The sequence below is a fragment of the Pedobacter sp. 22163 genome (assembly GCF_052045595.1).
In the GTDB taxonomy this organism is placed as follows: Bacteria; Bacteroidota; Bacteroidia; order Sphingobacteriales; family Sphingobacteriaceae; genus Pedobacter.
In genome coordinates this window covers 444,394-463,257 of record NZ_JBQEPM010000005.1, presented here as the reverse complement: position 1 = coordinate 463,257, position 18,864 = coordinate 444,394, and the positions used below count along the sequence as shown (strand labels likewise).

Sequence of the window (18,864 nt, the reverse complement as noted above, 5' to 3'; positions counted from 1 at the left end):
AAAAAGTATTAATTTTCTAAGTACCTTTTCGAGTAGGCAATTCCCATTAAATCATAGCGTTTAAACTGTGTTTTCAGCCTTTTTTGAAAATCAGGATAATTGCGTTTTTCTTTCAGACTCCATAAAATTTCGCTCAAAGCGTCTAATCTTGGAAAAAGCAGGTATTGTACTTTTGCTGGGTTGGTAATATATTCACTCCATAAACAGCCCTGTGCGCCCCAAATGTATTTAGCCTGCTCGGCACTTAATTCAGCCGGTACGGGTTCATAATTGTAAACATCAATCAATGGCGAAAACTTATTTGCAGCCAGGCTATCTTCTTTTACGAACTGCCCATGGTTAAAGTACATCTTATTTTCGGGTGTCATAATGGTTTTATGATTTTGCTTTGCTGCGTCGATGCCTCCTTTTTCTCCTTGCCAGCTCATTACAACTGCATTAGGAGCTAAACCGCCCTCTAAAATTTCGTTCCAACCGATAATGGTTTTGCCTTTGCTGTTTACAAATTTCTCCATCCTGCGGATGAAATAACTTTGTAATTCACTTTCATTTTTCAAACCATTGGCTTTCATAATCTGTTGCGAAACAGCAGATTGTTTCCACCACACTTTAGCCGCTTCATCACCACCAATGTGGATGTATTGCGATGGGAACAAATTCATTACTTCAGTTAATACATTTTCCAGAAATTTAAAAGTCGTGTCGGAAGCCTGGAGTACATTGTTGTATTTGTTCATCATTCCCCAGGTTTGTGCAACTTCGTATTTTTTATCTGGTGTTGTTCCTAATTCCGGGTAAGCAGCCAATAAAGCCATGCTGTGAGCAGGCATTTCTATTTCTGGAATAATGGTGATGTAACGTTTAGCAGCATAATCAACCACATCCTTAATTTGTTCTTGGGTATAATAACCGCCGTGACGAATACCATCGGTTTTAATAACGGCATCTTTTGGCGTAATTTTTACGTCAGCCGGCAATACCTGATATTTTATATGCTCGTTTCCTTGTCCGGGCCATAAGCCAATAATGCTACCATTTCTCCAGGCACCGATTTCAGTAAGCTTGGGGTATTTTTTGATTTCGATTCGCCAGCCATGATCATCCGTTAAATGCCAGTGGAAATAGTTCATTTTATGAAGCGCCAGATAATCGATGTATTGTTTTATAAAGGCTACGTCAAAAAAATGGCGACTTACATCCAGATGCATACCACGATAATCGAAGCGGGGATGATCTATAATTGAAACTGATTTTATACTTAACTTTTCTGCTTTTGAGCTAGGCAAAAGTTGTATTAATGATTGTACACCATAGAATACTCCAGGTTTTGAGGTGCCGATAATTGAAACTCCATCATCTAAAGTATTTAAAAGATAAGCATCGTCAAATTCACTGACACGCGTATTTAAAATTAGGCTAATAAAATTTTTAGTTGGCGTAACACTTGTTATGTTTAGCTTCAGGTTATAATACTGTTGAAGATAATCAATTAGAAAATTAGCTGAATTCAATAACGAAGAATCAACTACAACGATTTGAGTTTTTGCGTCTATCGTAAATGATTTTTTATTTGCTTCAATTTTAATATAAACTGGTTGGGGAATTATATTCACTTCCTGTGCAGAAAGTTTAAACGAAATAATTGATAAAAACAAAAAGATAAATTTCTTCATTATAAAGGATTTTCCTTTTCAAAAGTAATAATTATAGACGGATGAACGGAAAAGGTTTGGTAGGGCGAATTACTTTGTTACATAAAACATAGCTTGAAGTGTTAATTTAATAGGCAAATCGTCATCTCGACTGAAGCGCAGCGAAATGGAGAGATCTGCTAATTAGATTTCTCCACTTCGTTTCACTGCGCTCGAAATGACGATCAATCGGGGTAATGGATAAAGCCACGTTCTCTGTGGCAAAAAAATAATCAAAAAAAATCCCGATAACTTTCGCTATCGGGATTAATATGATCAGTTAAAAAGAACTAGCCTTTTTTAGCTTTGCTTTCTTCGCCTTCTAATTGCGATTTCAATTGAGCCAATACGTCTAAATCTCCTAAAGTAGATTTCTCTACAGAATCTTTAACTTTTTTAACAGCAGTTACAGCAGCTTTAGCTTCTTTTTTCTTAGTTGCTCTTTCTTCTGCTACAGCTTCAGCTTTAACTTCTTCCCAAATACGGGCGTGAGAAACAACGATGCGTTTAGCTTCTTTGTTAAACTCGATGATTTTGAAGTCGTTAGTTTCTTCAGCTTTAACTGAAGTACCGTCTTCTTTAACCATGTGTTTAGTTGGTACGAAACCTTCTACACCATATGGTAAAGCAATAACAGCACCTTTATCAGTTACTTTAACAACTGTACCTTGGTGAACCGAATCTAAAGTGAAGATCGTTTCGAAAGTATCCCAAGGGTTTTCTTCCAATTGTTTGTGACCTAAGCTTAATTTACGGTTATCAACATCAAGTTCTAAAACAACAACGTCTAATACATCACCAACTTTAGTGAATTCGTTAGGGTGGTTTACTTTCTTAGACCAAGATAAATCAGAGATGTGGATTAAACCATCAATACCTTCTTCGATTTCAACAAAAACACCGAAGTTAGTCATGTTTTTAACAGTTGCTTGGTGCTTGCTTCCAACTGGGAATTTAGCAGCAACTTCTTGCCATGGATCGTTAGATAATTGTTTAATACCTAAGCTCATTTTGCGCTCATCTCTGTCTAAAGTTAAAACTTCAGCTTCGATCTCATCACCAACTTTTAAGAATTCTTGTGGATTTCTTAAGTTTTGTGACCAGCTCATTTCAGAAACGTGGATTAAACCTTCAACACCTGGGATGATTTCTAAGAAAGCACCGTAATCTGCAACAGTTACGATTTTTCCTTTTACTTTAGAACCAACCTGGATGTCGGTGCTTAAGTTCTCCCAAGGGTGTGGAGTTAATTGTTTTAAACCTAAAGCGATACGTTTTTTCTCATCATCGAAATCTAAAACAACCACGTTGATTTTTTCATCTAATGATAATACTTCTTTTGGATGCTCTATGCGGCCCCAAGAAATATCAGTAATGTGAAGTAAACCATCAACACCACCTAAATCGATGAACACACCGAAATCAGTAATGTTTTTAACAGTACCTTCCAATACCTGACCTTTTTCTAATTTAGAAACGATCTCTACTTTTTGGCTTTCTAAATCGTCTTCGATTAACACTTTATGAGAAACGACTACGTTTTTAAACTCATGGTTAATTTTAACAACTTTGAATTCCATTGTTTTACCCACGTATACATCGTAATCGCGGATTGGTTTAATATCAATTTGAGATCCTGGTAAGAAAGCTTCAACGCCCATGATATCAACAATTAAACCACCTTTAGTACGGCTCTTAACGAAACCGTTGATGATTCTATCATTTTCAAGAGCCTCGTTAATTGCTTCCCATGATCTTTGGGTTTTTGCTCTTTTGCGAGAAAGGATCAATTGACCGTTAGCATCTTCCGGTGCTTCAACGAAAACGTCAACTGAATCGCCGATTTTAAGATCTGGTGTATCACGGAATTCAGAAGTAGAAACTAAACCGTCTGATTTGAAACCTACGTTTAATACTACATCTTTGTTGTTGATTGAAACAACGATACCGCTGATGATTTCACCTTTAGTGATCTGATTGAATGTTCCAGCATACATATCTTCAAACTTTTTACGGTCTGCATCATTGTAATTACCGAAAACTTTTTCATCTGCATCCCAATCGAAATCTTCCGATGGTGTAGCCAATGATGATTTGATCGATTCGATCGAAACTGAATCAGCTTCTGATTCAATAGTTTCTTTTTCAGTCAGGCGTCCGCCTTCTCCCTGAAGTTCAGCTGTTTTAGCTGCTAATTCTTTTTCTGCTACTTGTTTTTTAGCCATTAATTAATTATCTCCTTTTTTCCCTATTTAGGGACTGCAAAGGTAAAACTTTTTTTAATTATAGAAAAGATTTTTTTAATAAATCTTGCTGATTTTTAGCTCTTTATAATTTCCCTATCTTAGACGGGTGCCTGAAAGGTGGGGTGGTTATTTCAGTTTATCACATGTTTTTCCAAAATGTAGCTGTTTTATTTTAGCGTTTAATCGCTTAGTTATGCTAATTATTTGAAAATGAGCGTCCCGTATTTCTTCGGGAGCAGCAGCCCTGCTATCGCTTATAGTCCTCACTACGTTCCGGGCTATTCCGCTCTATCAGGTTTAAAAACAAGGGCTGTGCACAAATACCCACCAAACGTTCCTAAGGAACGAAACACAAATAACATCTGTTATTTGCTACCTAGCAAGCGTCCCGATGGGACGGCATGTAAAGTTGCTAAAGTTGCCGGCTCGGCTTCAATTTGCAAATCGACCAATTAGGAGGCGTGTGGTTATTTTTTAAGACTAAGCGTCCCATAGGGACGATTCATGGGTAGAAAAAAAAGGTTCCGTAGGAACGTTTGATATGTTTTTCGGAATTCTATTTTTTCGTAAAAGTCCCTCTTGTAAAACCTTCGCCAACTAATGTTTGATCATCTCTGATTAATAGCATTATGGTGTTCTGCTGATCGTAAAGTTTGATCATATCTCCCTCTATAACGTATTTAGAAGTGAAAATCGAATCAGTATAGGCATCGGTAACGGCTACTGAATCTTTCGATTTAAAATTGAAGGTTTTGTACTGTATATCTTCATTGCTTGCAAAGGTACCTGTTACTACTTTTAACTGTATAAAAGTAATGTAGCAAAAATACCCGGTTACCAGAATTACGATTACCGAAAAACCGATCCAAAATTTATTGCCGCTGGCATATTTGATCGAAAAGTATAAAATGGTAATCAGTATTAAGGCCACAACCGTAAAAAAGATAATGTTCGTATAATCTTTGTTTTCTTGGGGTACCGATGCCGAAATGTTTGTTTTTTCGGCTGCTGCCTTTACAGGAGAAACCCTGACCAAAAATTCTTTACTCACCCACCCCTCACCATTGGTAACCTTAATTTTATAGAAGCTTGTATTTGATGAATCAATCACGGCAACATTTTCATCTTTAGGCAGGTATCCAACAATTTTGCTTTTCGGGTCAGCTTGTTGCCTTACGCGTAAATCGTCTGCAGTTACGCGATACATGTCGGCACTTGCTGCCGTTTGAGGCGTAGTGGTAGGCTGTGCAGTATTTGCCTGAGGAGTTGCTGGCTTAACCGGAGGAGCAATTTTTTCGATAAAATCTTTGCTTACCCAACCTTCGCGGTTTTTAAACTTTACTTTGTAAAACTTGGCATTTTTGGCATCTAAAACCGTAATGTTTTCATTTTGAGCAATATTTCCAATAACCTTACTTTTCGGATCACTGCTTTCCCTTACACGCAATTTGTCCGCCTTAACACGATATGTTTCTTGTGCATTTAAACGGTTAGTAAAAATAAAAAGAGCGATGAGGAGGAAGAAAATTCTAGTCATAAGTATTGAATTCTGCGAAACAGTTTAATGGGTAATTGCAAACACGCTATAAGCAAAGACCGTGCTAAGTGTTTCAAAATTAGAAAATACTTTTAATAGGTGGGGATAAGATTGAAAAAAGGTGCTGCTCCTTTCCTGAAAATCTTCTTTCAGCAGCGTCAAAATATCTTATAAAACAGATAAGTGAGACTACCAGCTACCGCCAGTACCGCCACCGCTGCTACTGCCACCACCCCAGCTACTGCTTGATGAAGAAGAAGATGAGCTGCTGCTTGATGAAGAGGAGCCTGATGACGAACTCGATTTGACCAACATGGCCAATGTGATCCACTTTATAAATTCTGTTTTTTTACAAAAGCTACATTCGTTTATCACCTTCGCTTGCCCTTCGTGACTGTAAGTGGCCTGTTTAACTGTAACACGTTCATTCAGTTTATATGTCCTAAAAGCGCATTCGGGGCATTCAGTATAACTGTTGTATTTTTCCGCTGGCCATGCCTTAATAATATGTTCTTTATGGTCTGTGCTTTCCCAGATATCATAATCATAAGCTAAAACAACTTCTTCTTTACGTTGCCCCGCAGTTAAAAACGGTTTTCCTTCTATATTGATATCGCGGTCTACCCTGATCATTGGGTTGTTTTTACTATCCAAAACTGGTTTAAAACGATCAATCGTTTTAACGCGCTTGATAAGGTGGAGTATAATTGCAATTAAAATTATAGGAGAGAAAAGAACTAACCACCAGTTTTTTTTGTGGAAAGCCACAACCGCATCAAAGAAATTTTTGTCGTCCTGGTGTGCTTTTCTTAATGCCGACAGATAGAAAAGGTAACGAAAGAAAAGCAATATGGCCAGGATAGAAAAAAGAATGTAAGGGATATGTGCTAATTTTATCTTTTCGAACAGCTCAAAAGCACCAGTAAAAACAAAAATAAAAATAGAAACAAATACAATAAAAAAAGCCACTCCACAGCCTTTAGCTATCGTAGCGTCATAACTATTTTTCTTGTCAAAGCCTTTTAGATTTAAACCATTTTTGGCTTGCCTGTTCACAATTTTGAATACCCCCCAAAATACCAGTAGGATAATTCCCGTAGGAAGCCAAAAATTTTCGAGTGGACTGCTGCTTTCGTGTTGAGTAAAAAACTGATTGAGCTCTGATTTATGTTCAGGGTTTAAAATGATTACACCAATGGCATTGATGGTATTTGTTATCCCGGTGCTGAAATCATTCTGCCTGAAAGCTGGTAAGAGGTTCTGCTCGGCAATATGTTTAAGCTTTACATCTGGCAATACACCTTCAATTCCCGTTCCGGTAATGAACCGGTACTTTCTCCGATCTTTTGAAATAAATAACAATAAGCCATTATTGCTGGTTTTTGAACCAATTCCCCAAGTGTTAAAAAGCTCAAATGCAAAATCGAAATCTTCTTTATCATGGTCAAAATCGTTAACAACCACCACAGCTACCTGAACATTGGTTTCATGCTCGAACTGGGCAATGGTATTATTTAAGTCAGAAACCGCACTGCTTCCCAAAATGCTATCGGGATCACTTACATAACCTCCACCATTGTTTTTGGGGTCTGGTATGTCTTTTACTTTATAAGCAGTTTGCCCAAAAGTAATATTGGCAACTAAAAGAAAAAATAGCAGGGCAAGGGTTTTAAACAAATGGGTGTTGAGCATCGTATAAATTTAGGTGCGAGGTTTTTACATCATGATTTAACAACTAGGTAACAATATGTTTTACTCTTTTAATATTTTAGCCAATACCTTATCCAGTTTCGCTTTATCTTTCATGTACGCTTCCAAATCGTAAAGCTGCACGGCTTTAAATTCTATTGGGTGACTTTCGCTCTGTAAAGAAATATAACCAGATGTTAATGCTTTCCCGTCTATTTTAACTTTCGGGTCGAAATTAGAAACATTGCCTCCACCAATTTGAGGTTTAGTGTATTCTAAAACCACTTCGCCTGCTATAATGTGTTTTACAACCGAATCACCCAAAACTAAAAATTCTGCCGTTACCCATTGGTCGCCGGCATAGGTTTTCGATTTAGAATCTAAGCAGTGTCCGGTAAATAGTTTTCCATTATAATCAATTAGCGTTCCAGGTGTGCATACGTTACTGGTATGGCGTTCATGTTCACCATCTCCGCCAAGAATTTGGGCTTCAATCGAAATCGGGAAATCCTGATCTTTCAACATCGTTGCCGGATCCTGGCAATGTAACATGGCACCACTATTTCTGGTTGCCCAGCCTTCACCACCTTTAGCCTGATCGCCAATAAAGCGGTAGGTTACTTTTAAAAGATAGGCAGAAAAAGGTTTTTTGTAGAAAATATGTCCGTATTGTTGGTCAAATTCTTTATATCCATCATAACTCACCTTCATTAAGCCATTTTCTACACGAAAAGTATTGGCATAATTTTCTTTGTAGTCATGTTTGGCGATTTTAATGTTCCAATCTTTTAAATCTTTTCCATTAAAGAGATTGATCCAGCCTTTTTGGGCATTGGCATTGAGGATAGTGAGCGATAAAAATAATACCGCAAGATAAATTGATTTTAATTTCATAGTAACATTTGGGTTGGGTGCTAAAAATATGAAATTTTTTTGAAGTCAAAGGCCAATAGCCAGATAGTTCATGGTTGATAGTCTTGTAGCCCATAGCTTGGAACCAGTTAACCGGCTAACAATTAACCCTAAAGACACGTTATTTCGACTGGAGCGCCGCGGAATGGAGAAATCTATTTAGTCTGAAAATCCCTAGCCTTAAGACGATTAACTAAGCCATGCATTGGGATGCAGCGATAGATGTCGGTTAACCGATTTAAACAATTAACCATTAATTAATTTAACTAATGACTAGTGAACCAATGAACTAATGAGCCAAAAACGGTTGCACTCTTTCCAATGCAAAATCTAATTGTTCTTCCTGTGTAAGATCGGTATTATCTAAAATAATGGCATCATCAGCCCTAACCAACGGACTTTCCTTACGGGTAGTATCAGCATAATCGCGATGGGCAAGATTTTCAAAAACCTCTTCCAGCGTAGTTTCGTTATTGCCTTTGCTCTCCAGTTCCTTAAATCTGCGTTCAGCCCTGATTTTCGGATCGGCCGTCATAAAAAATTTCACAGGGGCAGCAGGAAAAACGGTAGTGCCAATATCACGACCATCCATGACGATGTTTTTCGATTTACCCATACGCTGCTGTTGCTTCACCATTTCATGACGCACAATTTTATGTGCCGAAACCTCGCTTACATTTTCAGAAACGGGCATTAAGCGGATTTCATCAGAAACTTCTTCACCATTAAGGGTGATATGGGATTCGTAATCACGGGAGTGGAAATTCAGTTCGATATGCTGTAAAGCATCAACAACTTTAGCATCATCAGTAATATCGATGTTATTTCTTAAGAAGTATAATGTAACGGCACGGTACATCGCTCCGCTGTCTACATAAATGAAGCCTAATTTTTTAGCCAGTGCTTTTGCTAAAGTACTTTTTCCGCAAGATGAGTAGCCATCTATTGCTATTACCAGGTTTTTCTTCATCGTAGCGCAAAGGTAAAAAATAGAAACAGAATGCTGAATTTTTTAAAGGTATAAAGATAGATTCTAAACAAGATGATGCTAAAACATTGATTTGCTGGATGTGTTTAATTATAAAATAAATACACGATTATGTTGTTATCTGAAAGAATGTTGGCGGCCCTGAATAACCAGGTTAAGCTGGAAGCCGAATCTTCACAAGTTTATCTGGGAATTGCTTCATGGTTAGAAACCCAGCCAGGTTTAGAAGGTTATACCGAATTTTTCTACCGTCAGAGTGAAGAAGAACGTCATCATATGCTTAAACTGATTCATTATATCAATGATCGTGATGGGCATGCGATGATTACTGCCCTTGAAATGCCCAAAAATTCTTTCGGACAGGTTATAGAGGTATTTCAGGATTTTCTGGATAATGAATTGTTGGTATCAAAAAGCATTAACGATTTGGTAGAGCTTTCGCTGAATGAGAAAGATTATCTCACATTTAAATTTTTGCAATGGTATTTAGATGAACAACTGGAAGAAGAAAAAATGGCGAAAACGATGTTAGAGAAACTTCAATTGGTGGGCAGCGATAGGGGAGGTATTTACCAATTGGATAAAGATATTGTAGGGTTACGTACCAAGGTAAGCGAATCGAAAGAGGGAGAATAACCTGTTTTTATTCTTGTTATTCAAAGTTATGATAATAAATTTAGACAAGGACAAAATAGGGAGAACAGATTTTTTAATATATTAGATGAAAATTAATGCACGACATTTAATATGCTAATAAAGCGCTACTCAATTATTTTTCAAGCGGTACTTACAATATTTTTATTATCCTGTTCAAAAAATAAAGTTACTCCGGAAGATGTAATTGCCGGTAATAATTCATGCCTGGCTGATCATGGAGTTTATAAATCTATTAATGAAAACGAAAGCTATGATTATTTTTATGATGTCGATGGTCGGTTAATAAAGATAAAGAATAATTCTTTTGGGATAGAAATCTCATATACTTACTCAACCTCAGAAATTATTGTAATTGAGCCAAATAATATTCAATATTATAAATTGGATGAAAAAGGCAGAATTAAGAATAAAACAAGTAATAAAGGTGAAAACATCGAATATAGCTATAATGTTGAAGGTTATTTAACTGAGGTAAAGTATATTGATAATTGCAATAGCAATTTAAATATTATAGAAAAATATAGCTATCTAAATGGAAATTTAACCTCTTACCAGATAAATGATGGTAAAGCAATAATTATTGAGTATGGATCAGAACTAGCTGTTGAGAATTTTTTTATTTATGAGAAAAAAATCAACCTTCCATTTGTGTTGTACAGTCCATTAAAAAGATTTTTTGGTAAACTTTCTAAAAATTTACCAAGTCAGAAAAAAATATCTTCAGGCGCTGAAACTTATAATTATGCAAAAGACGTTGGTGGAAATGTAAATAAATTGGTTGTGAAATCTACCGATGGCATTGACTTTACAATCGAAAAAAACTATACCTGTAAATAGAGCTAAAAAAGAATGACCTGTTTTTATTCCTGTTACAAATAGTTACTTTTGCGGCATGTTGCCTACAAGAGAAGAAATTTTACGGTCTGTTACTTTCAAAACTTCCAGAAGTGGGGGTAAGGGTGGACAAAATGTAAATAAAGTTTCGAGTAAGGTAGAATTAATTTTCGACCTGGGAACAGCTTTTTATTTAGACGAGGACGAAAAGACACGTTTAAAGGAAAAACTGGAAAATAGACTAGATACTGAAGGACTGTTACATATTGTTTCGCAAGAGGACAGGAGCCAGCTACTCAACAAAGAGAAAACAGTTGCCAAGTTGATAGAATTGTTAAAGCGATCGTTACACGTTCAGAAGAAGCGAAAAGCAACTAAAATCCCTAAAGCAGTTATTCAAAAAAGATTAAAGAATAAGGCCGTAAACGCCGATAAAAAGGAGAGTCGTAAAAGACCATCAATTGATTAAAGCCTACGGCCAGATTTCTATTTTAGTTCCAATATTTACAGCATAAAACAATTCGTCTACTTCGTTATTGGTTAGTGCCATACAGCCATTTGTCCAATCGAAAAATCGTTGAAACTTGCCGATAAATCCTAAATGGTTCCTGATCCCATGTATTTTAATATCACCACCGGGATCTTTACTAACTAGTTTTGCCTTTGCAATATCTTTTTTATTTGGGTAAGATACTCCAAGGTTTTTATAATAACCACTATTTGGGTTTTTGGCATTTATTACATAAACTCTCTCAGGTGTTTTCTCATCACCTTCGAATTCTTTATGCCCAACTGGGCTGTCTCCCAATGAAATCTGATAAGTTTTAATCAATTTCTGCTTTGAATAAGCCAATAATTGTCTGTTTGACTTTTTAACAATGATATAATCGATTTCGGTATTAGTTGGTAATTTATTTTCGGGGTATAGATTGTAAATAACGGCACCAATAATGAAGAACAAAATGATAAAAAAGATTGCTTTTTTCATACGCTGCAAATTCTCAATTAACCAATTTAAACAGTTAACCTATTAACCTAACTCTTCCCAAACCGATAATACAAACTTAAACCGCCATAATTCTGTGCTTTAGCCACACTTTTAACTTCTTTGGTTTTAAAAATAATATTGAAATCGGCAGTAAATCTTTTTGAGCTATAATTTACACCAAACTGTTGCTCAAAAACAATCGGTTTTACCCCAAAAGTTAACGGACTGTTATCGTTAAAAAGACTTCCCTGTATGGTGGCATCGTAAGCAACAAAGTTTAGCTGTGGTTTTACATAAAAGAAAAATTCCGAGCTGTTTAAGCTTTTGGTTTTTGAATTTCCGATCACCGCGTTGTGATAAGCACTGTTAAACAATTGATTTAGTTTGCCGGCCCTGAAAAGCACTGATGCACCCAAACCCGAAAAAGTTGTTCCTAAGTTGGCATAACCCTGGGCACTGATATCCACAATGGGATCTTCTGGTCTAAAAAGTAACTTGCTATAATTTGCGGCAAGGTTTACGGCCAGTTCATTTTTAATCTGGTAATCCCAACCTGCAGGGGTATAAAAACCTACGGTTTTATGTAGGAAACGTTGTGCTGTTTGGGCAAGCGAGTTAGGACCAACCGTTCCCAATTCTACACTGGTTTTTAAAACGCTCTCATTTTTATAGAAAACCGAATATGCTCCACCTGCATAAAGATAACCTGCAAAAGGCCTGTCCTGATCTTCTTTGTTAGGAACCTGGCCCCAATAAGGCGTATACATTTTCTGACCGGCAGAAATTTCGTAGGTTTTTTTCTCTATTTTATCTGAAAGCTTTTCTGTATTAATGGCACGGCGGAAATAGATAAATAATCCGTTGGTATAATATCGATCGTTTAAAGTAGCCAAATAAGCATCGTTTTCGGTTTTAAAACCAAATTCGTTTTTAAAAGATTGAGCGAAACTGGTTGAAACAACCAAACAAAAAACTATAGTGAATAAAAATGATCTCATAAAAAAGCCCAGGCAATTTACCTAGGCTATAAAAGTATTTATTGTAATTGGATTTTTGATTGTTAATCCAAAAGAATTAGCAATTAGTTTACAATCGGTGCAATTTTAACACTTAAATCCAAAGGTTTTTTAACCTTGTTTTTGGTTAAAGCCAATTCAATTACTTCACTCATTTCGGTTACATAATGGAATTTTAAATCCTTGATGTAACTTTCCTTAATTTCTAAAATATCCTTACGGTTGCTTTTGCAAAGGATAATTTCTTTAATGTTTGCTCTTTTTGCAGCTAGGATCTTTTCTTTGATACCACCAACCGGAAGTACTTTTCCACGTAAAGTAATCTCTCCAGTCATGGCTAAATGCTGTTTTACCTTACGTTGTGTAAATGCCGACGTTAGGGCAGTAAGCATTGTTACCCCAGCCGAAGGACCGTCTTTTGGTGTAGCACCTGCAGGTACGTGAACGTGAACATCCCAGTTGTCAAATAAACTGTAGTCTATATCAAATTCGGCTGCGTGGGCGCGTAAATACGCTAGCGCGATAACCGCCGATTCTTTCATTACATCACCAAGGTTACCGGTTAAGGTTAATTTTCCTTTTCCTGGGCTTAAACTCGATTCGATGAATAAAATATCACCTCCTACGCTTGTCCAGGCTAAACCTGTTACTACTCCAGCCACTTCATTGCCTTCGTATAAGTCTTTATCGTAAATTGGGGCACCTAAAATGCGCTCTACATCATCATTGCTTAAATTTGAATCGTAGGTTTCTTCCATCGCAATTTTGGTGGCCACACCACGTACCAAAGAACCTATTTTTTTCTCCAAACCACGTACGCCTGATTCTCTGGTATAATCTTCAATCACTTTTTCGATCAGTGGAGTTTTTAAATTAATATCCTTGGTTTGTAAACCATGGTTTTCTTTCTGTTTAGGCAACAGGTATTTTTTAGCGATTTCTATTTTCTCTTCAATCGTATATCCGTTTACTTCAATAATCTCCATACGATCTAACAACGCAGGTTGAATGGTACTTAAAGAGTTTGCTGTTGCAATAAACAGGATGTTGGATAAATCGTAATCCATTTCTACATAATGATCGTAGAAGGCGCTGTTTTGTTCAGGGTCTAATACTTCAAGCAGAGCTGATGATGGGTCGCCACGGTGGTCGGTTCCTACTTTATCAATCTCATCCAAAACAAAAACAGGATTATCTGCCCCCGCTTTTTTAATAGATGAAATAATACGACCTGGCATTGCCCCTATGTAAGTTTTGCGGTGTCCACGGATTTCTGCTTCGTCGCGGATACCGCCTAAAGCCATACGCACATACTTACGGCCTAAAGCTTTTGCAATAGATTTTCCCAAAGATGTTTTACCAACTCCCGGAGGGCCAACCAAACATAAGATTGGCGCTTTCATATTACGCTTTAATTTTAAAACGGCTAAGTATTCTATAATACGTTGCTTAACTTTTTCTAAACCAAAGTGATCTTTATCTAAGATACGTTGTGCTCTTTTTAGGTCGAAATTATCTTTTGTAAACTCGCTCCAGGGTAAATCTAAAAGAAGTTCCAAATAATTTAACTGAACAGAGTAATCCGGTGCAGCAGGGTTCATTCTACCCAATTTATCTAGTTCTTTATCAAAATGTTCGGCAACTGCTTTTGCCCATTTTTTCTTCTTGGCTTTTTCTTGTAAAGCGTCGAATTCTAAATCGGCAGAGCTGCCTCCCAACTCTTCCTGAATGGTTTTTAGCTGTTGATTTAAAAAATAATCACGTTGTTGCTTGTCTAAATCGGTACGTACTTTCGATTGGATCTGATTTCTCAGCTCCAGCATCTGCAATTCGACCATTAAAAGCTCCATTACCTTTTGTGCTCTTTCCTGCAATTTATCCATTTCAAGGATTTTCTGCTTATCGGCCATTTCGGCATTCATATTTGATGAAATGAAATTGATCAAAAATGAATTGCTCTCGATGTTTTTAAGCGCAATACTGGCTTCACTTGGAATATTCGGTGAAAGCTGGATAATCTGTGCAGACATTTCGCGGATAGAAGCGATTAATGTTTTAAACTCTTTATCTGCTTTGTGCTTTTGTTCTTCGAATTTTTTAACAACTGCTTTAATGTAAGGTTCGTTCTGCACCTCTTCAATTAAGCTGAAACGTTGTTTGCCCTGGATAATTACGGTAGTATTTCCATCAGGCATCTGCAACAACTTAATGATGTTTGCAACCGTACCAACCGTGTTAAGTTGCTCAAAAGTAGGGTCTTCAATAGAAACGTCTTTTTGAGAAACAACCCCAATAATCTTATTTCCTTTGTAAGCTTCCTTAATTAACTTAATTGATTTATCTCTTCCAACCGTAATAGGAATAACTACTCCTGGAAATAAAACTGTGTTTCGCAAAGGCAATATGGCCAATGTTTCGGGCGTTTCCTCATTATTCATTTCCTCTTCGTCTTGCTGAGACATTAAGGGAAAAAATTCGGTATCCTCATTTATGATTGGCATTGCTGTATGGAAATCAAATATATCTTGTTTACTCATTATCACATTTTCCGCTAACGACAAACTGGCAGTTTAATCGTATTCACTTTGTTTAATTTTGTTATTAAGTTAATAAATTCAACTCTTGTGCCAAAGTGAAAATAATATTAATCTTATGTTAAAAAGGCAGATTAATATAAATGTTTTCGCCAATATCATATAAAGCATATTTTAGCGTTTAAGCTAATGTTTAGGGCATTTGGTTTTGAATGAAAGAAAATTAAAAACTTTTAAATTATCAGAATAGGATTATATTGCAAAAAATTTCTCCTATAAATTTGGTTAGGCGTTAGATTTGTTAAACTTATTACTCATACATGAACTATTTTAAAAAGGCGATTTTAGGATTAATTATTTTTACATCAACTAGTAGTTTTGCACAAAACAATTACGAAAGAAGCATGCAGGCGATGATGAAAGGTGATTATAAAACAGCCGCGATACAATTAGAAAAAGCTGATACTAAAACTCCTGATAATGCAAACGTGCTTCAGATGCTTGGATATTCTTATTTCCAAAATCGCGAATATGAGAAGTGTATTGCAACTTACAGCCGTTTATTAACCATCAAACCATCTGAAGTTTCTGCATATTACTACCGTGGAATAGCAAGGTTAAAAATCGCTAACGATCCTAAAGAATCGTTAAATGCCATGCGCGAGAACTTTTATTTGGCATCTCTCAAAGATTTTACAAAAGCCATAGAAATTAATGGTGATGAGGATGCCCAAATGTTTCAGAACCGTGGCTTAGCTTATAAGGATTATGCAATTTTCAGATCTTTTAAAGCGAAGAAAAAAGAAGAAAAAGCGGCTTGTGTAGCTTTGTTCAATAATTCTATCGCTGATTTTCAGAAAGTATTAACCTTGCAGCCCTTAAGAAAAGATATTATTGATTGGGTAACCTACGATAAGGCGCAGATTGCAAGCCTAAAATAAAATATAACCTTTAAAGAAAAATGGGACTTAAATATTTTCAAGTCCCATTCTTTTATTTCAGCTTTCCAACAACTGAATATTTTTTTTCCTTTAACAATCTAATTTTCTGTTGTTTTTTGATTGTGTAAAGGCTATCCGGACAATAGGTTAAAGTATCTTGAGATTGGTATAAGATATTTTTATTATCGATAATGATCTCTATTTTGCCAGCTTTCTCACCATTCCAGGTTATAGAAACCTTCTTAATAGGGATTTTTTTATTATCGGAAGTATAAATATCAACGCCATCTTGTTCTTTTGTTTTAAAACTTCCTTTCCACGATGTTTTATTAATGTCGGCGTTAACGAAAATGGCTAATTCTTTTGCCCAGTCGGCAATTTTAGCTGTTTTGCTTTCAGCTCCCCCATTTATACTAACGGTTTTATTCACAATGGGATTCAGTTTTTGTAGGCGCGAAATTTCCTTTCCAAAATACCCTTTTATATCAAAATACAATAAATCTGTATTTGCTTCAGCTTCTTTTCGCTGATTGCAGGATAACAATGCCAAAGCAAATACCAGGATATGAAGTTTTTTAATCATTATACTAACACATTTCCTGTCATTTCTGCTGGAATAGCCACACCTAATATTTTTAGAATAGTAGGAGCAATGTCGCCTAATTTGCCATCTGCAATGGTTTTATAATCGTTATCAATTAAAATACAAGGAACCAGGTTGGTGGTGTGCGCAGTATTGGCAGAACCATCTCCATTTACCATAAATTCGGAGTTTCCATGATCGGCCAAAAGAATAAACGAGTAACCATGCTCCAAACCTTTACTTACCACAGTTTCTGCACATTTGTCTGCAGTTTCTACCGCTTTTACCACAGCTTCAAAAACACCTGTGTGGCCAACCATATCCGGATTGGCAAAGTTTAAGCAAATAAAATCAGCCCACCCGGTTTCCATTTCTTTGGTAATGGCCTCCGTAATCCCCGCGGCACTCATTTCAGGCTGAAGATCGTAGGTGGCTACTTTAGGTGAAGGAATTAAAAGGCGTTTTTCGTTTTTAAATTCGGCTTCCCTTCCGCCCGAGAAGAAGAAGGTTACATGTGGGTATTTCTCAGTTTCTGCAATGCGGATCTGATTCTTATTGTTGTCGGCCAGAACTTCACCAATGGTTTGAGCTAAATCATCTTTGGTGAAAATTACATTTACTTTTTCAAAACTCTCATCGTAGGTAGTCATGGTAACATAATACAACGGCAGCTTGTGCATCTGCTGTTCTGGGAAATCTTTTTGTGTTAATGCGGTAGTGATTTCACGACCTCTATCGGTACGGAAATTAAAACAGATTACTACATCATCATTTTGAATCGTCGCAACTGGTGCACCATTATCCTGTGTTAATACGATTGGTTTTAAAAACTCATCAGTTACGCCATCAGCGTATGATCTTTTGATCGCGGCCAAAGCATCCTTGGTTTTTTCGCCAATGCCGTTTACCATTACATCGTAAGCTTGTTTAACACGCTCCCAACGGTTATCGCGGTCCATTGCATAATAACGGCCAACCATGGTAGCCAGTTTAGCATTGGTGTTTTGGATATGGTTTTCCAGGTCAGTAATAAAGCCTAAACCAGAGTTTGGATCAGTATCGCGGCCATCTAAAAAAGCATGAACAAAAGTGTTTGGTACGTTTGCTTCATTTGCGGCATCACATAAAGCTTTTAAGTGTTCGATATGTGCATGCACACCACCGTTTGAAACCAGACCGATGAAGTGAACCGCTTTATTGTTCTGCTTAGCATAATCGAATGCACTTACCAAAACCGGGTTGCTGTGCAATTCTCTGTCGGTAATCGATTTGTTGATTCTTCCAAGTTCCTGGTAAACTACCCGACCTGCGCCTAAGTTCATGTGCCCAACCTCAGAGTTTCCCATCTGTCCGGCAGGCAAACCTACTGCTTCGCCAGATGCTTCAAGCTTAGAATTTGGATATTTCTGTAATAACGAATCGAAAAAAGGAGTGTTGGCAGCATAAGCAGCATCAGAATTATCTTGTTTTCCGTAGCCCCAACCATCTAGAATTATAAGTGCGAGTTTTTTATCGTTTACCATTTTTATTGTAAAATTTATTGATCCACATTAAAACATTTTCATGTATAACATGTTTTAGTGTTTTGTTTATATGGCAAATATAACTTTATTGATGCTTATACAAATGAAGAAATCCTTTTTTTGATACGCTAATGGCATAATTTTAGCTATAGGGTTCTGTATAAAATACAGAAATGATCCGGAGCTTATTTTTACTCATTATTAGTTTGTCATCATTATACCATCCTGCAGCTCTTCAGGCAGATATTATTGATGATTTATCCTCGTATTTTAAGGCTGGCAACTCAAAAGAAATTGCTAAAAGTTTCGCCTCAACTATCGAACTTATTATAGTTGATGAAGAAGATGTATACTCTAAAGCACAGGGTGAACAGATTTTAAGAGATTTTTTTGTTAAACATCCGCCGATAAAAACAAGTATTTTTCATAAAATTAATACGAATCCAAACTATCGTTTTGGTGTGATTATTCTAAATACCGCCAAAGAAACCTTTAGGGTTTCCATCACCATGAAAAAATTCAATACCAGCTTTTCGATTACTGAATTAAGGATCGAACCGGCAAAAGATTAATTGGCTAGGCAGGACTTACGAAGTTTTGCTACCGCTATGCCTGTGCCAACTTCGTAAACCGCGGAGGCTAGAAACTTCTGAAGTCAACAAATCACTTTAACGCTTCAGTAAATTGTCTGCTAACAAATATTTCTTATTTTTGCGGCATAAAAT

At 36.6% G+C, this 18,864-nt stretch carries 16 protein-coding genes; 5 read left to right on the top strand and 11 right to left on the bottom strand.

Features of this window, described 5'->3' with window-relative positions; genetic code table 11:
- Positions 1-8: 8 nt before the first annotated feature.
- The 6 genes from ACTJKN_RS15905 to cmk form a co-directional block, all read right to left on the bottom strand.
- Entirely contained in the window at positions 9-1,673 is a 1,665-nt protein-coding gene (locus ACTJKN_RS15905; RefSeq protein ID WP_440826515.1) for a beta-N-acetylhexosaminidase, read from the bottom strand.
- Positions 1,674-1,981: 308 nt separating this feature from the next.
- Positions 1,982-3,916, bottom strand: coding sequence for a 30S ribosomal protein S1 (gene rpsA / locus ACTJKN_RS15900; protein WP_029279370.1), 1,935 nt, complete (start codon positions 3,914-3,916; stop codon positions 1,982-1,984).
- Between the two features lie 577 nt (positions 3,917-4,493).
- Positions 4,494-5,474, bottom strand: a complete 981-nt coding sequence (locus ACTJKN_RS15895) for an SH3 domain-containing protein (RefSeq protein ID WP_440826513.1) — start codon at positions 5,472-5,474, stop codon at positions 4,494-4,496.
- 189 nt (positions 5,475-5,663) lie between these two features.
- Entirely contained in the window at positions 5,664-7,166 is a 1,503-nt protein-coding gene (locus tag ACTJKN_RS15890) for a TPM domain-containing protein (RefSeq protein WP_440826511.1), read from the bottom strand.
- 60 nt (positions 7,167-7,226) lie between these two features.
- A complete protein-coding gene (locus ACTJKN_RS15885) occupies positions 7,227-8,057 on the bottom strand; it encodes a 3-keto-disaccharide hydrolase (RefSeq protein WP_440826509.1) in 831 nt (276 codons plus the stop codon).
- A gap of 307 nt (positions 8,058-8,364) precedes the next feature.
- A complete protein-coding gene (cmk, locus tag ACTJKN_RS15880; RefSeq protein ID WP_440826507.1) occupies positions 8,365-9,045 on the bottom strand; it encodes a (d)CMP kinase in 681 nt (226 codons plus the stop codon).
- A 129-nt stretch (positions 9,046-9,174) separates the two neighbouring features.
- Between cmk and ACTJKN_RS15875 the strand changes: the two genes are divergently transcribed.
- The 3 genes from ACTJKN_RS15875 to arfB all read left to right on the top strand — a co-directional run bounded on the left by ACTJKN_RS15875 (position 9,175) and on the right by arfB (position 11,023).
- On the top strand, positions 9,175-9,699 hold the full coding sequence (locus ACTJKN_RS15875; protein ID WP_209435013.1) for a ferritin: 525 nt from the start codon (positions 9,175-9,177) through the stop codon (positions 9,697-9,699).
- A gap of 111 nt (positions 9,700-9,810) precedes the next feature.
- Positions 9,811-10,557 (top strand): hypothetical protein, encoded by a 747-nt coding sequence (locus ACTJKN_RS15870; protein WP_440826505.1) that lies wholly within the window; start codon positions 9,811-9,813, stop codon positions 10,555-10,557.
- Positions 10,558-10,612: 55 nt separating this feature from the next.
- Entirely contained in the window at positions 10,613-11,023 is a 411-nt protein-coding gene (arfB, locus tag ACTJKN_RS15865; protein ID WP_440826503.1) for an alternative ribosome rescue aminoacyl-tRNA hydrolase ArfB, read from the top strand.
- A gap of 3 nt (positions 11,024-11,026) precedes the next feature.
- On the opposite strand, the gene ACTJKN_RS15860 is transcribed toward arfB, so the two are convergent.
- From ACTJKN_RS15860 to lon, 3 genes are all read right to left on the bottom strand, one after another.
- The gene (locus ACTJKN_RS15860; RefSeq protein ID WP_440826501.1) at positions 11,027-11,542 is read right to left on the bottom strand and encodes a L,D-transpeptidase family protein; all 516 of its coding nucleotides are present in this window, start codon (positions 11,540-11,542) and stop codon (positions 11,027-11,029) included.
- Positions 11,543-11,589: 47 nt separating this feature from the next.
- Positions 11,590-12,540 carry a lipid A deacylase LpxR family protein gene (locus ACTJKN_RS15855; RefSeq protein WP_440826499.1) on the bottom strand — a complete coding sequence of 317 codons (951 nt, stop codon included), beginning with the start codon at positions 12,538-12,540 and terminating at the stop codon, positions 11,590-11,592.
- A gap of 83 nt (positions 12,541-12,623) precedes the next feature.
- The gene (gene lon / locus ACTJKN_RS15850) at positions 12,624-15,095 is read right to left on the bottom strand and encodes an endopeptidase La (protein WP_029279390.1); all 2,472 of its coding nucleotides are present in this window, start codon (positions 15,093-15,095) and stop codon (positions 12,624-12,626) included.
- A gap of 317 nt (positions 15,096-15,412) precedes the next feature.
- Here lon and ACTJKN_RS15845 point away from each other — a divergent pair, with 317 nt between their 5' ends.
- Positions 15,413-16,033, top strand: coding sequence for a tetratricopeptide repeat protein (locus ACTJKN_RS15845; protein WP_440826498.1), 621 nt, complete (start codon positions 15,413-15,415; stop codon positions 16,031-16,033).
- A 52-nt stretch (positions 16,034-16,085) separates the two neighbouring features.
- On the opposite strand, the gene ACTJKN_RS15840 is transcribed toward ACTJKN_RS15845, so the two are convergent.
- Positions 16,086-16,616 carry a hypothetical protein gene (locus ACTJKN_RS15840; protein ID WP_440826497.1) on the bottom strand — a complete coding sequence of 177 codons (531 nt, stop codon included), beginning with the start codon at positions 16,614-16,616 and terminating at the stop codon, positions 16,086-16,088.
- Positions 16,616-18,139 (bottom strand): 2,3-bisphosphoglycerate-independent phosphoglycerate mutase, encoded by a 1,524-nt coding sequence (gene gpmI, locus ACTJKN_RS15835; protein WP_440826495.1) that lies wholly within the window; start codon positions 18,137-18,139, stop codon positions 16,616-16,618. Before gpmI ends, ACTJKN_RS15840 begins: the two co-directional genes overlap by 1 nt.
- A gap of 173 nt (positions 18,140-18,312) precedes the next feature.
- On the opposite strand from gpmI, the gene ACTJKN_RS15830 reads away from it, so the two are divergent.
- Complete coding sequence (locus ACTJKN_RS15830; protein WP_440826493.1) at positions 18,313-18,711, top strand: DUF4783 domain-containing protein; 399 nt, start codon at positions 18,313-18,315, stop codon at positions 18,709-18,711.
- Positions 18,712-18,864: the final 153 nt, after the last annotated feature.

Bases quoted from the DNA above. Each gene is read 5' to 3' on its own strand.
- ACTJKN_RS15905 (WP_440826515.1), bottom strand. From the start codon at position 1,673: ATGAAGAAATTTATCTTTTTGTTTTTATCAATTATTTCGTTTAAACTT.
- ACTJKN_RS15845 (WP_440826498.1), top strand. From the start codon at position 15,413: ATGAACTATTTTAAAAAGGCGATTTTAGGATTAATTATTTTTACATCA.
- ACTJKN_RS15840 (WP_440826497.1), bottom strand. From the start codon at position 16,616: ATGATTAAAAAACTTCATATCCTGGTATTTGCTTTGGCATTGTTATCC.
- ACTJKN_RS15885 (WP_440826509.1), bottom strand. From the start codon at position 8,057: ATGAAATTAAAATCAATTTATCTTGCGGTATTATTTTTATCGCTCACT.
- ACTJKN_RS15875 (WP_209435013.1), top strand. From the start codon at position 9,175: ATGTTGTTATCTGAAAGAATGTTGGCGGCCCTGAATAACCAGGTTAAG.
- rpsA (WP_029279370.1), bottom strand. From the start codon at position 3,916: ATGGCTAAAAAACAAGTAGCAGAAAAAGAATTAGCAGCTAAAACAGCT.
- ACTJKN_RS15860 (WP_440826501.1), bottom strand. From the start codon at position 11,542: ATGAAAAAAGCAATCTTTTTTATCATTTTGTTCTTCATTATTGGTGCC.
- ACTJKN_RS15895 (WP_440826513.1), bottom strand. From the start codon at position 5,474: ATGACTAGAATTTTCTTCCTCCTCATCGCTCTTTTTATTTTTACTAAC.
- arfB (WP_440826503.1), top strand. From the start codon at position 10,613: ATGTTGCCTACAAGAGAAGAAATTTTACGGTCTGTTACTTTCAAAACT.
- gpmI (WP_440826495.1), bottom strand. From the start codon at position 18,139: ATGGTAAACGATAAAAAACTCGCACTTATAATTCTAGATGGTTGGGGC.
- ACTJKN_RS15830 (WP_440826493.1), top strand. From the start codon at position 18,313: ATGATCCGGAGCTTATTTTTACTCATTATTAGTTTGTCATCATTATAC.
- ACTJKN_RS15870 (WP_440826505.1), top strand. From the start codon at position 9,811: ATGCTAATAAAGCGCTACTCAATTATTTTTCAAGCGGTACTTACAATA.
- lon (WP_029279390.1), bottom strand. From the start codon at position 15,095: ATGAGTAAACAAGATATATTTGATTTCCATACAGCAATGCCAATCATA.
- cmk (WP_440826507.1), bottom strand. From the start codon at position 9,045: ATGAAGAAAAACCTGGTAATAGCAATAGATGGCTACTCATCTTGCGGA.
- ACTJKN_RS15855 (WP_440826499.1), bottom strand. From the start codon at position 12,540: ATGAGATCATTTTTATTCACTATAGTTTTTTGTTTGGTTGTTTCAACC.
- ACTJKN_RS15890 (WP_440826511.1), bottom strand. From the start codon at position 7,166: ATGCTCAACACCCATTTGTTTAAAACCCTTGCCCTGCTATTTTTTCTT.